The sequence below is a fragment of the Microbacterium aoyamense genome (assembly GCF_023155855.1).
GTDB classification, from domain to species: Bacteria; Actinomycetota; Actinomycetes; order Actinomycetales; family Microbacteriaceae; genus Microbacterium; species Microbacterium aoyamense.
Genome location: NZ_JAKNUT010000003.1, coordinates 372,662 through 389,179 on the forward strand (window position 1 = coordinate 372,662; position 16,518 = coordinate 389,179).

The window sequence follows — 16,518 nt, forward strand, 5'->3', positions numbered from 1 at the left end:
ACCCGCTGCGTCATCGCCCGTCACGGATGATCTCGGGCTTTCGTTACGTCGTCGGGCGTCGTGAGTCGTCATGTGTCATCCGCCGTTGGAGGACGCCGCGGCGCGACGGGAAAGTGAAGATCGATCGTCGCGCCTCGCGGCGGGGAGGAGACATCGTGACCCATCAGGTTCATCTCGGGATCGCGCTGGAGCGCGCCGGCTGGCATCCCGCCGCCTGGCGTGCGGCCTCCGCCCACCCGCGTTCATTGACGTCACCCGCATACTGGCGCGACCTGCTGCGGGCGTCGGACGATGCAGGGATCGCCCTGGCGACGATCGAGGACGGTCTTTCGCTGACGGATCGCTTCGAGTCGGTCGACGCCCTGCGCCCGGGCCGCGTACGCGGGCGCCTGGACGCCCTCCTCATCGCGTCCTACGCGGCTCCGCTCACCCGCCGCATCGGCCTCCTCCCCACTGTCACGACCTCGCACACCGAGCCGTTCCATGTCGCGACCGGCATCCAGACTCTCGACTTCGCGAGCAGGGGACGCGCCGGGGTCCGTCTCATCGCCGGAGCGTCGGCGGCCGAGCGCGCCAACTTCGGCCGTCGTGCCATCGGTGTGGACGAGATCCCCGCCTCCGGTCGCGTGGAGGACGCGCCCGCGATCCTCGCGGCCTTCCGCGAAGCCGGCGAGTTCGCCGACGTCCTCGCTCGGCTGTGGGACTCGTGGCAGGATGACGCGATCATCCGCGACGTCGCGAGCGGCCGGTTCCTCGACGCCGACCGCGTGCACAACATCGAGTTCGAGGGGGAGTTCTTCTCGATCACGGGGGCATCCATCGTTCCGCGCTCGCCGCAGGGTCGGCCGCTGATCTCCGTGCTCGCGCATCAGACGGTGCCGTTCCGTCTCGCGGCGGAGCGCGCCGACCTCGTCTACGTGACGCCGCACGACGAGTCGGGCCTCGTCGCCATCCGCGCCGAGCTGGACGCCGCGGCCGACGAACGGGACCGCGCTCTCGAGCCGCTGCGGGTGTTCGTCGACCTCGTCGTGCTGATCGAGGACACCCCGGGAGCCGCCCGTTCGGCGGCCGAGCAGCTCGACGAATGGGCGGGCGAGCCCCTCGCATCCGACGCGCGGGTCATCGTGGGCACCCCGGGCGATGTCGTGGACGCCGTGCGTGGGCTCGCGGCATCCGGTGTCGACGGCGTGCGCCTGCGTCCCGCCCGTCAGCCCGCCGACGTCATCGCGATCACCGAGAAGGTGACGCCGATTCTGCGGTCGACGGGCGCCCTGCGAGAAACCGACGGCGCCTCATTGCGCGCACGCCTCGGCCTCGCCCGACCCGCGAGCCGCTACGTCCGAGAGAAGGTCGCGCTGTGAGCCGTTCCGTTCGCCAGGTCCATCTCGCCGCGCACTTCCCCGGCGTCAACAACACGACCGTCTGGACCGACCCCGCGGCGGGCAGCCAGATCGACTTCTCGTCGTTCGAGCACTTCGCCCGCACGGCCGAACGGGGCCTGTTCGACTACGTCTTCCTCGCCGAGGGACTCCGGCTGCGCGAGCACAACGGTCGCGTGCACGAACTCGACGTCCTCGGCCGCCCCAACACGCTCGCGATCCTCGCGGCACTCGCCGGCATCACGGAGCATGTCGGACTGGTCGGCACGCTCACCACCACCTTCAACGAGCCGTACGAGCTCGCGCGCCAGCTCGCGACCCTCGACCACCTCTCGGGCGGCCGCGCCGGGTGGAACGCCGTGACGAGCTCGGACGCCTTCCACGGCGCGAACTTCCGTCGAGGGGGATTCCTGGACCACGCCGACCGATACGAGCGAGCGCGGGAGTTCGCGGCTCTCGCGAAGGATCTGTGGGATTCCTGGCCCGCGGACGGCGTTCGAGCGGATGCCGCGACCGGCGAGTTCCTCGGCGACGGGGTGCCCTCGCGTGTGCGTCATCAGGGGCCGCAGTTCGACGTCGACGCCCTCTTCGACGTGCCGCGCTCGCCGCAGGGGCGACCCGTCATCGTTCAGGCGGGCGACTCCGCCGACGGGAGGCGGTTCGGCGCCGAGCACGCGGAGGTCATCTTCTCGCTGCACACGGGCTTCGACGATGCCCGCGCGTTCTACGACGACGTCAAGGGGCAGCTGCCGGCATGGGGTAGGACCGAGGATTCGCTCAAGATCCTCCCGGCCGTGACCTTCGCGATCGGCGATACGCCGGCTGAGGCGACGGAGCGGTCGCGCGAGATCGCTTTGGCTCAGGTGCGCCCCGAGATCGCCATCCGCTACCTGGAGGGCGTCTGGAACCGCGATCTCTCGCAGTACGACCCCGACGGCCCACTGCCGGACATCGAACCCGACACCGGTGCGGCGACGGCGCAGGGCTGGGCGAACCGGCATGCGGCCGTCGGCAAGCGCATCGGCGCATTGCGGGAGGTCTCCGAGACCGAGGGGCTCAGCATCCGTGACACCGTCATCCGCCTCACGGCGAATCACACGTTCGTCGGCACCCCCGGCCACATCGCGGCCGAGATCGACCGGTACGTGCAGGAGCGGGCGACCGACGGCTTCACGGTGGTCGGCCACGTGACCCCCCACGGTCTCGACGAGTTCGCCGAGAAGGTCGTGCCGCTCCTGCAGGAGCGCGGTTCGTACCGCGAGTCCTACGAAGACGGGGCGACGCTGCGGGACCTGCTCGGCCTTCCGGCGCCGCATCCGGCTGTCGTCGCGGCGCGATGACGGCTCCTGCGCGGCTCGTCTTCGTCGGAGCCGGCCCTCGGGCCGTCATGCTCCTGGAACGCGTGCTGGCACGCGCGGACGAGCACACCCGGCTCGACGTCGCGCTCATCGATCCTCACCCGCCCGGAGCGGGTCGGATCTGGCGGCACGCGCAGTCGCCGTTGCTCAAGCTCAACTCGATGACGCGCGACGTGACGGTGTTCACCGACGACAGCTGCACGATCGACGGCCCCGTCCGGCCGGGACCCGCGCTGGACGAGTGGCTCGCCCTCTGGCGAGCCGGCCTGCTCGACGGTGTGGAACTCGACGAGCTGTCGGCCGTCGAAGCGGCATCGCTCGCGCCCGACGGCTTCCCGACGCGCCGGCTGCACAGCCACTACCTCGACTGGTTCTTCCGCCGCACGGTCGCGGGCGCTCCGGATGGTGTGACCGTGCGGGTCATCACCGACACCGTGCGCTCGGTGCGACCGGATGCCGGAAGTGGGCACGTCGTCGTGCTCGAGAGCGGCGGAGAACTTGCGGCGGATGCCGTCGCCTACTGCATCGGGCACACCGAGAGCGAGATCGACCCGGCGTCCGCCGACCTCCTCCTGCGATCTCGGGAGCGCGGGCTCGTCTATGTGCCGCCGGCCTACACGGCCGATGCCGATCTGTCGGCGATCGATGCGGGGGCGGACGTTCTCGTGCGCGGGATGGGTCTGGCTGCCGTCGACCTCGTCGTGCTGCTCACACAGGGCCGAGGCGGACGATTCGAGCGCGATGCCCACGGGGCGCTGCGCTACCTCGCGTCGGGCAGCGAACCGCGTCTGCACCTCGGGTCCCGGCGCGGCGTGCCGTACCGCTCGAAGGTCACCTCGACGCTGCAGGGCGATCCGCCCCGGCGCGACGTGCTCACCGCAGAGGTCATCGCAGCGCTCGCGGTGTCGGACGAACCGCTCGACTTCGAGCGCGACGTCTGGCCGTCGATCGCGAAGGAACTGCTCTACGGGCACTACCGCGAACTGTTCACGGGGCACCCCGACCGGGTCGGCGCGAGCTGGTCCGACTTCCGTGGCACGCTCGACGAACTGGCGTGGGACGATCCGCGGCTCTTCGATGCGATCGCCGGGGCGGTGCCGGATCCGCTCGACCGCTTCGACGTGGCGGGCTTCGACCGCCCCTTCGCCGACGCGTCCTTCGTGGATGGGGATGACGCGCACGAGCGCGTCCGCACCCACATCGCGCAGGACCTCCGACTCCGCACGACGCAAGAGCACAGCCCCGCGCAGGGCGTCTTCATCGCGGGACTGCTGTCGTTCCTGGCGCTGGCGGAGATCCCGAAGGAGAGATGGAACGCGCGGTCGCGCGCGCACACGCTGCCGGTGCGCTGGCACACGTTCTTCAGCTACCTCGCGAGTGGACCGCCGCCACATCGGCTGGAGGAGCTGATCGCCCTCGCCGACGCAGGCGTCGTCGACTTCCTCGGGCCCGACGTCGAGATCGCCGTCGAGGAGCGCGGGTTCGTCGCATCCAGCGCCCGCACCCCCGGCGAGACGATCGCAGGCGCGCTCATCGATGCCTGGCTGCCCGCGTCGAATGCGGCGCGCAGCACGAACCACGCGCTGCGCGAGCTGGCGACCGTGCACGGGAGCGAGCTGCGGATCGCCGATGCCGAGTACGAGGGCTCGCTCGGCCGCGTCCGCGTGACCGACGACGGTCGGGTGCTGAGCGGGGACGACGTCGAGCACGGCGCGCTGTTCGCGATCGGGCCGTTCACGTCCCAGACCGAAGCGGGGGCGTTCACTCGCCCCGCGACCGATTCGCTCTCGCTCCGGCAGACCGACCGGGTCGCCGGCGCGATCGTCCTCCGGCTCGGGGTCCCTGTCGCAGGCAGCGTCTGACGAGGCTGGAGTCAGGCGGGCGTCCGTGCCGCGGCGAAGGTCGTGCGCCGGCGCAACGCGAAGCCGAGTCGCTCGTAGATCGCGATCGCGCCGACGTTGGTCGCGGCGGCGTGCATGAGGGCGCGGTCGCCGCGCTGCTGGATGTGGAACGCGACATCCAGCACGAGGCGCGAGGCCAGACCCTGGCCTCGGTACTGCTCGTCGGTCGACACGGCGCTGATCTCGGTCCATCCGTCGGGGTGCAGACGCTCACCCGCCATCGCGATCAGTCGCCCGTCCCGCCGGATGCCGACGTACCGGCCGAGCTCGTGCGTGCGCGGCTTGAACGGACCGGGCTGATTTCGCTCGACGATCGCGAGCATCTCGTCGACGTCGTCCGCGCCGAGCAGGACCGCTTCGTCATCGGGCTTCGGAGCGAGGGCCGCGGTCTCGATGAGCTGCACGCCCTCGCCGTGCCACAGGACCTCCCATCCCGGCGGAAGCTCGGGATCGGCGCCGGAGTACCCCACTTCCGCGCCGGGACCGACGAGGTCGATCAAGGCATCCCACACGCCGGGGTCGTCCCACGTGCGCACGGCGAGGAACGGCGCGACGTCGTCGGGGTAGGTGCGCACCAGATCGCCGCCGATCGCGAAGTGCCTGTGCGGCCCCGTGAGCGCGTACCACGCCGGGTTGTCGAGGATGACCTCGTCGTGGGGCGAGAGCGCGGACGGGGCACCGAGGGAGGTATGCGGCATCAGCTCAGAATGTGCTTGCTCCCCCCTCATCGCAAGCGACGTCGAAACTTCGCGCAATCGATCAGTCCGACGCGGGAAGGTTCCGACATCCGTCGACGAAATCGGCGGCTATCCACGTCCTCGTGGCTTCGGATGACGGCGTGTGACATGTGCCGCCCCGGGGCGTCCGCAGTGAGTGCGAGTCTGGGCCGATGCCCGCGCTCGCGGACCGGACGAAAGTGGTGAGCACGTGACCTGCTGCACGAAGGCGCACGGCGCGTGAGCGTCGATGCCGAGGTCGTCGTCATCGGCGGCGGAGTCATGGGTACCGCGACCGCGTGGCAGCTGGCGCGCCGCGGTGTCGACGTGGTCCTCGTCGAGCGGTTCGGGATCGGGCACCGCTACGGCGCCTCGCACGGCACGTCGCGCAACTTCAACCTCGGCTACGAGGATCCGACGCTGCTCGCCTGGCTGCACGAAGCCGCCGCCGACTGGCGCGAGCTCGAGCGAGTGACCGGCGCTCAGCTCCTCACCCGCACCGGAATCGTCAACCACGGACCGGGACGCGACTACGCATCGGCTGCCGTCGACATCGCCGCGGGCGGATTCCTGACCGAGATGCTGGACGCAGCGGAGGCGGCACGGCGCTGGCCCGGGTTGCGCTTCGACGGGCCCGCCCTCTACACGCCCGAGGCGGGGCGACTGCATGCGGATCGCGCGGTCCTCGCGTTCTCTTCGGCGGCGGCGAAGCTGGGCGCCCGCGTGCTCGCCGAAACCAGGGTCGTGGCCGGAGCCGTCCTCGACGATCGGGTGAACCTCGTCGTGCGCGATGCCGGGGGAGTCGAGCACACCCTCACTGCGCGCCGCGCGGTCGTGACCTCGGGCGCGTGGACCACGGATGTGCTCGCCGCCCTCGGCGCGACCTTCGCGCTGCCGCCGTTGCGTGTCACCCAGGAGCAGCCCGCGACCTTCGCGGCGCTCGCACCCGCCCCCGAGCACTGGCCGGGCTTCAATCACGCCCCGTCGCCCGACGACCCGACGACGGCGTGGTTCCCGACCGCTGTCTATGGCATGGGCGTTCCCGGCGAAGGCGTCAAGGCCGGATGGCACGGCGTCGGGCCCGTGGTGCACCCCGACCGACGGACCTATCTGCCCGAGCCTGCGCTCGCCGAGTCGGTCCGTCGCTACGCGCGGGAGTGGCTGCCTGGCGTCGATGCGGATCGCGGTGTCGAGATCTCGTGCACGTACACGTCGACGCCGGATGCCGCGTTCGCGCTCGATCGGGTCGGACCGGTCGCCCTCGGCGCCGGCTTCTCGGGGCACGGCTTCAAGTTCGCCCCGACGATCGGCCGCGTGCTGGCGGATCTGGTCACGCGCTGACGCCGACGCTCGGCGCACGACAGGAAGCGGGGGCGGCGCTCATGACGCCGCCCCCGCCTCGAAAGGTCAGGACGCGGGAAGCCCCGCGGGGTTGACCACCGACTGCTCGATCGCTTCGCTCTCGAGTCCCCAGAACTCGAGGAGATCGGTGTACGTGCCGTCCGCGATGATCGCGTTCAGCACGATGCTGACGGGTTCGATGAGGCCATTGCCCTTCGCCGTACCGGCCGCGATCTCGGCCGTGAGAGGCCATCCGCCCGACACGATGCCGACGAGCTTGGTGTCGCCTGTCTCGCGGGCGGCCCAGGCCGATGTCGCGTTCGGGCCGAAGTTCGCGTCAGCACGACCCGACTGGATCGCGAGGGTCGCCGCGGCGGTGTCGTCGAAGTACTGGAGTTCGGCGGGCTGCTTGCCGTCCGCCTCGAGCTCCTCGTTCCACGCGAGGAGGACCTGCTCCTGGTTGGTGCCCGAGCCGACGATGATCTTCAGGCCCTCGATGTCGGCGGCTTCCGCGATCGACTCGATGGGGCTGTCGGACTTCACGTAGAACCCGAGCAGGTCCTGGCGGTAGCTCGCGAAGTCATAGAGCTCCTTGCGTTCCTCGGTCACTGTGACGTTCGCGGCGATCAGGTCGTACTTGCCCGACTGGATGCCGAGTGGCCAGTCGGCCCACGCCACGACCTGCGGGTTGTACTCGAGTCCGAGTCCCTCGGCGATGAGCGCGCCGAGGTTCGGCTCTGTTCCTGCGACGTCGGTCGCAGCCGACGTGCCGTCGGGCTGGTAGCTCAGCGGCGGCACGAAGGCGCCGACCGCGACGGTGAGCTTGCCCGCTTCGATGGGTTCGAAACCGCTCGCCTCGAGCGCTGCGACGGCCTCGGGAATGGGGCCGTCGAGATGAAACCACTCGATCTCTTCGGTCGTCGTGTTCGCTTCGGCGGTCGGAGTCGCCTCGCCGCCGGGGGCCGCCTCCGCGCTCCCGGCGTTGAGGTTCACGACGGCGAAGACGCCGCCGACGATCGCCGCGACCGCGGCGACTCCCACTCCCAGGGCGACGCCCTGCTTCTTGCTGATGGCCATGCTGTGTCTCTCTATCTGTGTGGATGCCGGAACCTTCGCGGTGCGCGTCAGGCCAGGACTTTGGCGAGGAACTCCCGCGTGCGCGGGTGCTCCGGGGCGACGAGAACCCTGCTGGGCGGGCCCTCCTCGAGAATTCGGCCGCCGTCGACGAACACGATGCGGTCGGCGACTTCGCGCGCGAACCCGATCTCGTGCGTGACGATCACGAGAGTCGTTCCGGTGCTCGCGAGTGTGCGGATGACATCGAGCACTTCGCCGACGAGCTCGGGGTCGAGGGCGCTCGTGGGCTCGTCGAAGAGCAGCACCTTCGGGTCGAGCGCGAGCGCGCGGGCGATCGCGACGCGCTGCTGTTGCCCGCCCGAGAGCTGCCTCGGGAAGTGATCGGCTTTGTCGCTCAGCCCGACCCGCGCGAGCAGCTGCAGGGCCTGCTCGCGGGCATCCGCTTTCGATGCGCGCTTGAGTGCGAGCGGCGCCTCGGTGATGTTCTCGATGGCCGTGAGGTGCGGGAAGAGGTTGAAGTTCTGGAAGACGATCCCGATCTGGGTTCGCCGCTGCAGGATGTCCTTCTCGCGCAGCTCGTAGAGCTTGTCGCCGCGCAGCTCATAGCCGATGAGCTGGCCGTCCACGGTGACCGAACCCTGATCGACGCTCTCCAGATGGTTGATCGTGCGCAGGAGGGTGGACTTGCCCGACCCGCTCGGTCCGAGGATCGCGACGACCTCGCCGGGCGCGATCGTGAGGTCGATGCCCGCGAGCACCTCGAGACCGCCGTAGCTCTTGTGGACGTCGTGGATCTCGACGAGACCCTTCGTGGGGGCGGCGGCTGCGATGGTCATCGTGTCTCCTCGTTCGCGTCGATGCCGGCAGCCGGCCGGATGGGAAGCGAGGGCACGTTGCGTGGGTCCTCCGACGGGGCGGGTCGTGCGGGGGAGTCGCCGAGCCGCGACCACTGCTCCGACACCCAGCGGCGGACCCGCTGGAGGGGCGTCGGCGGGAGCACGCGCACCGAGCCGCGGGCGTAGTGCCGTTCGATGTAGTACTGCGCGATGCTCAGGATCGTCGTGATGATCGTGTACCAGACGACGGCGACGAGCAGCAGCGGGATGACGCGGCTGTTGCGCATATAGATGACCTGCACGGCGTAGAACAGCTCGGGGATCGCGATGACGAAGACGACCGATGCGCCCTTGACGAGGCCGATCACCTCGTTGGTCGCGTTGGGCACGATCGAGCGCATCGCCTGCGGCAGGATGATGCGGCGCAGCCGCTTGCCCGAGGGGATGCCGAGGGCCGCCGCGGCTTCCAGTTGACCCTGATCGACCGAGAGGATGCCGCCCCGCACGATCTCGGCCGAGTACGCCGCCTGGTGCAGGCTCAGGCCCAGGATCGCCGCCGCGAACCCGCTGATGAGCTGCACCGTCGGGAACTCGACGATCCAGAAGTCCGTCGTGAACGGAGTGCCCAGGCCCAGCGTTGGGTAGAGGTAGCCGAGGTTGTACCAGACGACGAGCTGCACGACGAGGGGCACCGAGCGGAAGAACCAGATGTAGAGCCAGGCGGCGGATTGCAGCAGTGGTGACTTGGAGAGTCGCCCGAGCGCGAGGACGGTGCCGAGCAGGAATCCGATGGTCGCCGAGATCGCCGTGAGCGAGAGGGTGAAGCCCACGCCGCGCAGTACGGGCTCGGTGAAGAAGTACTCCGCGAAGACCCCCCACTCGTAGTTGGGGTTGGTCACGAGCGACCACGCGAACTGCGCGACGGCGAAGGCGATCAGCGCGCTGAGCACCCAACGGAACCAGTGTCGTGTGTGCACGACTCGGATCGTCCCGAGGTCGACACGGTCGCGCGCGGGGGGCGCGTCGGCCCGGTCGTCGACGAGGGATGCCGCGTCCCGGCGCCCGTCTTCGCGGATGCGATCGTCAGCAGTCGTCGTCATGGCCGCTTCCTCCGTTCGTGTCGTCCCGGCCCGACGAGCCGAGGTGTCCGATCACGGTAGGTCGGGGGCTTCAGCCGGGGAGGAGACCCGGATCACATCCCGAAATGTTGCGACTCACGCGTTAACACACGTCGGCCGACGCGTCCCGCGGCCACGAGCAGCGCCCCGGGGGGTCGTGTGAAGGAATGTGTCGGGATCTTTCGTCATCTTGCGTCGTGTTTCGACACACGATGCACGCGAGGGGCGGGCATCCGACGCTGTATTCATGCCCCACGTGATCGATGTCCCGGCGCTCAGCGCCGCGCTGGCCGAAGACCGGCCCGTGCGGCTGCTCGACGTGCGCTGGCGACTGGACATCCCGCAGGGGCGCCCGGCGTATCTCGCCGCGCACATCCCGGGGGCTGTATACGTCGACCTGGAGCACGACCTCTCGCGTGCCGGGCATCCCGAAGAGGGGCGTTTCCCGCTTCCCGCGCTGGATCAGCTGCAGTCCGCGGCACGCCGATGGGGCATCGACGGCGGCGACCTCGTCGTCGCGTACGACGACAACGACGCCGTGGCGGCGTCTCGCGCGTGGTGGCTGCTGCGACGGCGGGGCGTGGACATCCGCGTGCTCGACGGGGGGATCCGCGCCTGGGTCAGGCGCGGTCTGCCGGTCGAGTCGGGCGATCACGGGGCCGCTCCCGGTACGGTGCGACTCCTCGACGAGGACCCTGGCGCGGCATCCATCGACGACGCGGCACGCGCGCCGGCGACCGGCGTGCTCGTCGACGTGCGCGGTCCCGATCACTATCGCGGGCGCGTGAGCGGCGAGGATCCCGCGGCCGGACACATTCCCGGAGCGGTCAACCTTCCGACCGTCGCGCACATCGCGGGCGACGGAACCCTGCGCTCGCCGCGCGAGATCCGCGGGATCATCCAGGCGAGCGGCGTCGATCCGGACCGCGACATCGTCCTTTACTGCGGTGTGGGCATCGCCTCGACCCACTCGGCGCTCGCCTTCGCCGAAGCGGGCATCGAGACACGGGTCTACACGGGGGCCTGGAGTCAGTGGTCGCGCAGCCGCGGGCGTGCGGTCGCCGTCGGCCGCACGCCGGCCGACGCGTTCAGCGGCTGGTGACCAAGGTTCCCCCCGCCGGCTGAGCGCGGAGAGCCTCGACGTGCGCTCCCTCGATCGATAGGTTGTCGGGCAAGGGCTTCGTCGATTCAGGAGGACCGATGGCGCACGTCGTGGCGACCGGAGCGGGTACGACGAAGATGGGCGGGTTCGTTTTCGTCCACTCGTTCCAACTGCCGAACCTCGTGTGCATCGGCGTTGCGATCATCGTCGGCGTCTCGCTGTCGTTCGTGCTGTCCTGATATGGCGGAGGTCACGGACCAGGCGACGCTCAGCAGGTTCCTGCTGGGTCTCGCCGAGGGCATGAACGCCTCGGCCGAATCCGTCGATCGGATCCGATCGACCATGGAGGCCATCTCGCAGGCGTACGGCCGCGCCGACAGCGAGTTCGTGATCCTCCCGACCGTCATCCTCGTCCAGACCTCGGGCGAGGACGAGAGGGTCGTCCTGCGGTCCGCTCAGAACGCGTCGTTCCGATTCGATCAGATCGCCGCCCTGTACGCGCTGCTCGAGCAGGCGAAGCGAGCCGAGGTCACGCCGACCGACGGCATCCATCGCCTCAACGAGATCGGGGCGATGAAGCCGCGCTTCGGCTGGGCGGTCCGCACGCTCGGGCATGCGATCCTCACGGCGGGACTCGCGCTGCTGCTCGCCCCGACGTGGCAGGGTGTGCTCATCGCCTTCGGGCTCGGAGCCCTCATCGGCGTCCTCAAGCTCGTCCGTTCGCCCACGCTGCAGCTGATCATGCCCGTCGTGGCGGCCTTCGGCAGTGCGATCGCGGTCTTCCTCCTCGCGACCGTCATCGACATCGGTGATCCCATCCACCTGCTCATCGCGCCGCTCGTGACGTTCCTCCCCGGGGGTGCGCTCACGACCGCGACGGTCGAGCTCGCTGCCGGTCAGATGCTGGCGGGCGCGTCGCGCCTGGTGTACGGCTTCGTGCAGCTCGCGCTGCTCGCCTTCGGCATCCTCGCCGCGGGGGCGGTCGTCGGGGTCGACTCGTCCGCCTATCAGACGGTGGAGTCCAGCGATGGGCTCCCGTGGTGGGTGCCCTATCTCGGCGTCCTCGTCTTCGCCGTCGGCAACTACCTGCACTTCTCGTCGCCGCCGTCGACGTTCGGGTGGGTGCTCCTCGTGCTCGTCGTCGCCTACACGGCGCAGACGATAGGAGCGTTGGTGCTGGATGCCACGGTCAGCGGCTTCGTCGGAGCCGTCGCCATGACGCCTCTCGTGCTGTGGATCGCATCGCTGCCGAAGGGCGCGCCCTCGCAACTCACGTTCCTGCCGGCGTTCTGGCTGCTCGTTCCGGGGGCCGCGGGTCTCGTCGGTCTCACCGAGGCGGTTGCCGAGGACGGCACGGCCGCGGACTTCGTCGCCGCCCTGGTCTCCGTCATGTCCATCGCGCTCGGCGTGCTCATCGGCACCGCGCTGTACCGCGCGGTGCGGCACGGGACGGAGGAGGTCGTGCAGTTCGCCGTGGCGCTGCCGCCCGACCGCGACGCCGAGACGCCGTCGACGCTGGGCGAGCGGCTCACGCGCTGGTGGCGGAGCTCACGGCGCTGACCGGGAGGCGCGGGGAACCGCTCAGGTCAGCAGGTCGTCCCAGCTCGCGAGCGCGACGATGCCGGCCGCTGCGGCGACGAGCGCGGGATCGTCGGTGACGAGCGCGTCGGACTGGAGCTTCGCGACGGCGAGGTACTCGGCGAGTTCGGTGTCATCCCACCCGAGCTGGTCGGCGATCTTCCACGCCGTCGATCGAGACACCCGGTCGCCGAGCAGGCGAACCTTGAGTTCGGCGACGCCCTCGAGCTGCCGGCGTCCCGTCCGCTCGTCGAGCCTGCCGGCGTGCACGTCGCGGTACAGGGTCGAGAGTGCGTGCGAGCGCAGGATCGCCGGCGCAACGAGCTGATGGGCTGAGGGCACCGTGATGCTCTCGCGGATGAGGCGGAGTGCGGTGCCGGAATCGATGGCGTAGCGCGTCATCCCGTGATCGTCGCACCTGGGTGCGACATCCGACACCCCGGGGTGCGTCGAGGCGAGTGGACGCGACGGCGGGAGTCGCCGGCCGCGCGCTTTTCGGGATTGCTCAGGAAGCGCGGAATCCTGCCGGAGTGAGTCATTCTGCCGCGGAAAATCAGGGGTTCCCGGTCGATTTCCGAGCCTCGTGTCGTTCGGTCTCGATCAGTGAAGATGGGGCTCAATCTGCGGGGTCTACGTCCGCCTGGTGTCCACGCGGAGCCCGGCTCTAGGTGGCGCTGACTGTGCGGAATCCGCAGTTGCCCATGGTCGAGTCGGGGGTGTTGCCGGTGCGTGCGGCGACGCGATATCGGTTGCAGTAGGACTCGTGGCAGAGGTATGAGCCGCCGCGGGTGACGCGCCGCTCCTCCTGCACGATGGGCAGCGAACGCGCGCCGAAGCTGGATGCGGGTGCCACTGTCTCGAACCGGTCGGCGCACCATTCCCAGACGTTGCCCGCGACGTCGACCAGTCCGAACCCGTTCGCGGGGTAGGTCCCGACCGGCGACGTCGTGAGCCACCCGTCCTCGCGGGTGTTGTGCGTGGGGAATCGGCCCTGCCAGATATTGCACATCCACCGTCCGCCCGGGGTGAGATCGTCGCCCCAGGCATAGCGGGCACCGCGCAGGCCGCCGCGCGCAGCGGCTTCCCACTGGGCCTCGGTGGGAAGTGCCCTGCCCGCCCAGGCCGCGTACGCCTGCGCGTCGGCCCATGAGACGTGGACGACGGGGTGGTCGTCGAGGCCGTCGACGCTCGAGAGCGGCCCGTTGGGATGCCGCCAGTCGGCGCCGGCGACCGACAGCCACCATGGTGCACTGCCGAATCTCCCGCGCACGTGCTCGGGTCGAGCCGCGACGGCGAGGTGGAAAACAGCCGAATCACCGAAGGTCTCGGCCTCGGTCACATATGCGGTGGCATCGACGAAGCGTCGAAAGGCGGCGTTCGTGACAGGGGTCGCGTCGATGTCGAAGCCCTCGAGCTCGACCTCACGCTGGGGGCTCTCGGCGTCGAAGGGGTACCCCTCGTCGAAGGCGTCGCCGAGCAGGTAGCGGTCCGCGGGTATCAGGCAGGTCGCGGCATCCGTCGGTGAAGTCGTCACAGCGAAAGCTTGACACATCAGATTCAAGCAAGCTATAACACTAGTTACATATGTGCAGTTGCACATAGAAAATCAGGTTCTCGACGAAGAGGAGAGCGACGATGAAGTTCGAGCACGTGCTGCTGGGCGTTCTGGCGAACAAGCCCTACCACGGCTATGAGCTGATGAAGTGGTTCGACGTCGAGGGCCAGTTCATCCGGTCGAACACCCACCACAGCCAGATCTATCGCGAGCTGGCGCGGATGGTGAAGAACGGTCTCGTCGAGTTCGAGGTCGACCCGCGCGAGGGCAGGCCTGACGCCAAGGTGTATCGCATCACCGAGATCGGACAGCAGGTGCTGCTGGAGTGGGTGCGTTCGCCGTATCAGCCGACCAGCCGCTTCCAGGACGCCGACTTCAACACTCGGTTCTCCTTCACGATCGGGCTCGACATCGAGGCCGCTCTGCGGGTCGTCGAGACCGAACTCGCCTATCGCCGGGCTCAGGTCGCCGCCAGTCGCGTGCGCAAGCGCGGATACGTCGGAGTCGAGCCCATCCCGGGGCTCGACATGCAGCGCTCCGCTCGCTATGGCGAGCAGATGCATGTCTTCGGTGCCGACTCCGTCGACCGCTGGATGGATTGGCTGGAAGAGATCCGGGCGCTGCTCATCGCCGACATCGCACAGACCGCGTCGCCTGCCGACGCTGAGGAGGAGTCCGCATGAGGGCGATCATGGTCATGTTCGACAGCTTGAACCGCCGGATGCTGCCGACCTACGGCGGCGACTGGGTGCACGCTCCGAACTTCGAGCGGCTCGCTTCTCGCACAGTCACGTTCGACAACTGCTACGGCGGATCGATGCCGTGCATGCCGGCGCGGCGCGAGATGCACACGGGGCGCTACAACTTCCTGCATCGGTCGTGGGGTCCGCTGGAGCCGTTCGACGACTCGGTGCCGTCGATGCTGAAGTCGGCCGGGGTCCACACGCACCTGGCCACGGATCACCAGCACTACTGGGAGGACGGCGGCGCGACCTACCACAACCGCTACTCGACGTACGAGTTCTTCCGCGGTCAGGAGGGCGATCCCTGGAAGGGGCAGATCGCCGATCCTGAGATTCCGGACGCCCTCGGCATGACGTCGAAGGTCAAGCCGAAGCTGTGGCGACAGGACTGGGTGAACCGCGCTCATCTCGGTGACAAGGCCGACCACCCGCAGACCCTCACGTTCGACGCGGGAGTCGAGTTCATCGAGACGAACAAGGGCGAAGACTCGTGGTTCGTCCAGATCGAGACGTTCGACCCGCACGAGCCCTTCTTCAGTTACGCCGAGTACAAGACCCACTACGCCGGGGCCGAGTACGACGGTCCGCACTTCGACTGGCCCGACTACGCCAAGGTGACCGAGGCCCCCGAAGCGGTCGAGCATGCCCGAGCGGAGTATGCGGCGCTGCTGACGATGTGCGACGAATCGCTGGGTCGAGTGCTCGACCTCATGGACGAGCACGACATGTGGGACGACACGATGCTCATCGTGTGCACCGACCACGGCTTCATGCTCGGCGAGCACGGCTGGTGGGGTAAGAACGTACAGCCCTGGTACGACGAGACGATCCACAACCCGCTGTTCGTGTGGGACCCTCGCGCACAGGTCGCGGGCGAGCGCCGCGGAGCCCTCGTGCAGACCATCGACTTCGGCCCGACGCTGCTCGACTTCTTCGGCGTCGACCCGACGGGCGACATGCAGGGGGCCTCGCTCGCGCCGGTCGTCGCGGACGACACCCCGGTGCGCGAGTACGGACTGTTCGGTGTGTTCGGCGGGCATGTGTGCGTGACCGACGGCCGCTATGTGTACATGCGCGCATCTGCGACGCCCCAGAACCAGCCTCTCTCGGAGCACACGCTGATGCCGACGGTGATGACCGGGTTCTTCCCGCAGCAGCAGCTCACCAATGCAGAACTCGTCGACCCGCTGCCGTTCACCAAGGGACTCAAGGTGCTGAAGACGCCTGCTCAGGCGTGGGTGAGCCCGTTTGCTTTCGGCACCCAGCTGTTCGACCTGCACACCGATCCCGAGCAGGTCGCGCCGCTGGGCGACGCCGACCTCGAGCTTCAGCTGGCGACGGCGCTGCGCGATGCGATGCTCGCGGCGGATGCCCCGGCCGAGCAGTTCGCACGCCTCGGGCTTCCCGCCTACGGCGAGCTCACGGCAGAGCATCTGCTGATCGAGGCGCAGTGGCAGATGCTGCAGCTGTCGCTGGCGCCCGCAGCACGCGCCGACGACTTCGGCGCCGACGGTGTCATCCTCGACACCCCGATCTCGCAGCTGTTGGCCGACGCCCGCACCCGCGCGGTGCTCGTCGAACGGGCGCCGATGCTCGCGGGCGGACCCATGATCCAGATGATCGGCGGCATGAGCCTGCTGCAGATCGCGGCAATGATGGTCGGCCTCCTGCCCCGACCCGTGCTGGCCGGACTCGCACAGCTGCTTACAGCGGCTGAGACGTCCGATCAGCCGGTGCCTGTCGAACCCGCCTGACGGCCCACCTCCCCCATCCATCCACGACCCGACTCACCACACGCACCATTCACGAAGGAG

The 16,518-nt window shown here is 69.3% G+C and carries 15 protein-coding genes; 9 read left to right on the forward strand and 6 right to left on the reverse strand.

All coding sequences use genetic code 11. The features are described 5' to 3' along the window. Positions 1 to 155 precede the first annotated feature (155 nt). Genes MA876_RS10920 through MA876_RS10930 form a run of 3 tightly spaced genes read left to right on the forward strand, consistent with a single transcriptional unit; the run spans position 156 to position 4,599 of the window. Positions 156 to 1,361, forward strand: coding sequence for an LLM class flavin-dependent oxidoreductase (locus MA876_RS10920; RefSeq protein WP_248148768.1), 1,206 nt, complete (start codon positions 156 to 158; stop codon positions 1,359 to 1,361). Next, a complete protein-coding gene (locus MA876_RS10925; protein WP_248148769.1) occupies positions 1,358 to 2,719 on the forward strand; it encodes an NtaA/DmoA family FMN-dependent monooxygenase in 1,362 nt (453 codons plus the stop codon). The genes MA876_RS10920 and MA876_RS10925 overlap by 4 nt, the downstream gene beginning before the upstream one ends. After that, positions 2,716 to 4,599, forward strand: a complete 1,884-nt coding sequence (locus MA876_RS10930; RefSeq protein WP_248148770.1) for an FAD/NAD(P)-binding protein — start codon at positions 2,716 to 2,718, stop codon at positions 4,597 to 4,599. Before MA876_RS10925 ends, MA876_RS10930 begins: the two co-directional genes overlap by 4 nt. 11 nt (positions 4,600 to 4,610) lie before the next feature. Here the strand turns inward: MA876_RS10930 and MA876_RS10935 are convergent, their stop codons facing one another. Beyond that, a complete protein-coding gene (locus tag MA876_RS10935; RefSeq protein WP_248148771.1) occupies positions 4,611 to 5,336 on the reverse strand; it encodes a GNAT family N-acetyltransferase in 726 nt (241 codons plus the stop codon). 258 nt (positions 5,337 to 5,594) lie between these two features. Between MA876_RS10935 and MA876_RS10940 the strand changes: the two genes are divergently transcribed. Continuing rightward, on the forward strand, positions 5,595 to 6,695 hold the full coding sequence (locus MA876_RS10940; RefSeq protein WP_248148772.1) for an FAD-dependent oxidoreductase: 1,101 nt from the start codon (positions 5,595 to 5,597) through the stop codon (positions 6,693 to 6,695). A 66-nt stretch (positions 6,696 to 6,761) separates the two neighbouring features. On the opposite strand, the gene MA876_RS10945 is transcribed toward MA876_RS10940, so the two are convergent. Genes MA876_RS10945 through MA876_RS10955 form a run of 3 tightly spaced genes read right to left on the reverse strand, consistent with a single transcriptional unit; the run spans position 6,762 to position 9,708 of the window. Then, positions 6,762 to 7,772: an ABC transporter substrate-binding protein gene (locus tag MA876_RS10945; RefSeq protein WP_248148773.1), complete on the reverse strand. Its 1,011-nt coding sequence runs from the start codon at positions 7,770 to 7,772 to the stop codon at positions 6,762 to 6,764. Positions 7,773 to 7,819: 47 nt separating this feature from the next. Then, positions 7,820 to 8,608 (reverse strand): amino acid ABC transporter ATP-binding protein, encoded by a 789-nt coding sequence (locus MA876_RS10950; RefSeq protein ID WP_248148774.1) that lies wholly within the window; start codon positions 8,606 to 8,608, stop codon positions 7,820 to 7,822. After that, positions 8,605 to 9,708, reverse strand: a complete 1,104-nt coding sequence (locus MA876_RS10955; RefSeq protein ID WP_248148776.1) for an amino acid ABC transporter permease — start codon at positions 9,706 to 9,708, stop codon at positions 8,605 to 8,607. Before MA876_RS10955 ends, MA876_RS10950 begins: the two co-directional genes overlap by 4 nt. Positions 9,709 to 9,973: 265 nt before the next feature. Here MA876_RS10955 and MA876_RS10960 point away from each other — a divergent pair, with 265 nt between their 5' ends. From MA876_RS10960 to MA876_RS10970, 3 genes are all read left to right on the forward strand, one after another. After that, a complete protein-coding gene (locus tag MA876_RS10960) occupies positions 9,974 to 10,828 on the forward strand; it encodes a sulfurtransferase (RefSeq protein WP_248148779.1) in 855 nt (284 codons plus the stop codon). A gap of 98 nt (positions 10,829 to 10,926) precedes the next feature. Continuing rightward, positions 10,927 to 11,067 carry an anaerobic C4-dicarboxylate transporter family protein gene (locus MA876_RS10965; protein WP_248148782.1) on the forward strand — a complete coding sequence of 47 codons (141 nt, stop codon included), beginning with the start codon at positions 10,927 to 10,929 and terminating at the stop codon, positions 11,065 to 11,067. A gap of 1 nt (position 11,068) precedes the next feature. After that, positions 11,069 to 12,388 carry a threonine/serine exporter family protein gene (locus tag MA876_RS10970; protein WP_248148784.1) on the forward strand — a complete coding sequence of 440 codons (1,320 nt, stop codon included), beginning with the start codon at positions 11,069 to 11,071 and terminating at the stop codon, positions 12,386 to 12,388. Between the two features lie 21 nt (positions 12,389 to 12,409). On the opposite strand, the gene MA876_RS10975 is transcribed toward MA876_RS10970, so the two are convergent. Both MA876_RS10975 and MA876_RS10980 read right to left on the reverse strand, forming a co-directional pair. Beyond that, entirely contained in the window at positions 12,410 to 12,808 is a 399-nt protein-coding gene (locus MA876_RS10975; protein WP_248148786.1) for a hypothetical protein, read from the reverse strand. Between the two features lie 262 nt (positions 12,809 to 13,070). Next, a complete protein-coding gene (locus tag MA876_RS10980; protein ID WP_443677190.1) occupies positions 13,071 to 14,006 on the reverse strand; it encodes a formylglycine-generating enzyme family protein in 936 nt (311 codons plus the stop codon). A 35-nt stretch (positions 14,007 to 14,041) separates the two neighbouring features. Between MA876_RS10980 and MA876_RS10985 the strand changes: the two genes are divergently transcribed. Beyond that, positions 14,042 to 14,644 (forward strand): PadR family transcriptional regulator, encoded by a 603-nt coding sequence (locus MA876_RS10985; protein ID WP_248148790.1) that lies wholly within the window; start codon positions 14,042 to 14,044, stop codon positions 14,642 to 14,644. After that, on the forward strand, positions 14,641 to 16,458 hold the full coding sequence (locus MA876_RS10990) for a sulfatase (RefSeq protein ID WP_248148792.1): 1,818 nt from the start codon (positions 14,641 to 14,643) through the stop codon (positions 16,456 to 16,458). Before MA876_RS10985 ends, MA876_RS10990 begins: the two co-directional genes overlap by 4 nt. Positions 16,459 to 16,518 lie beyond the last annotated feature (60 nt).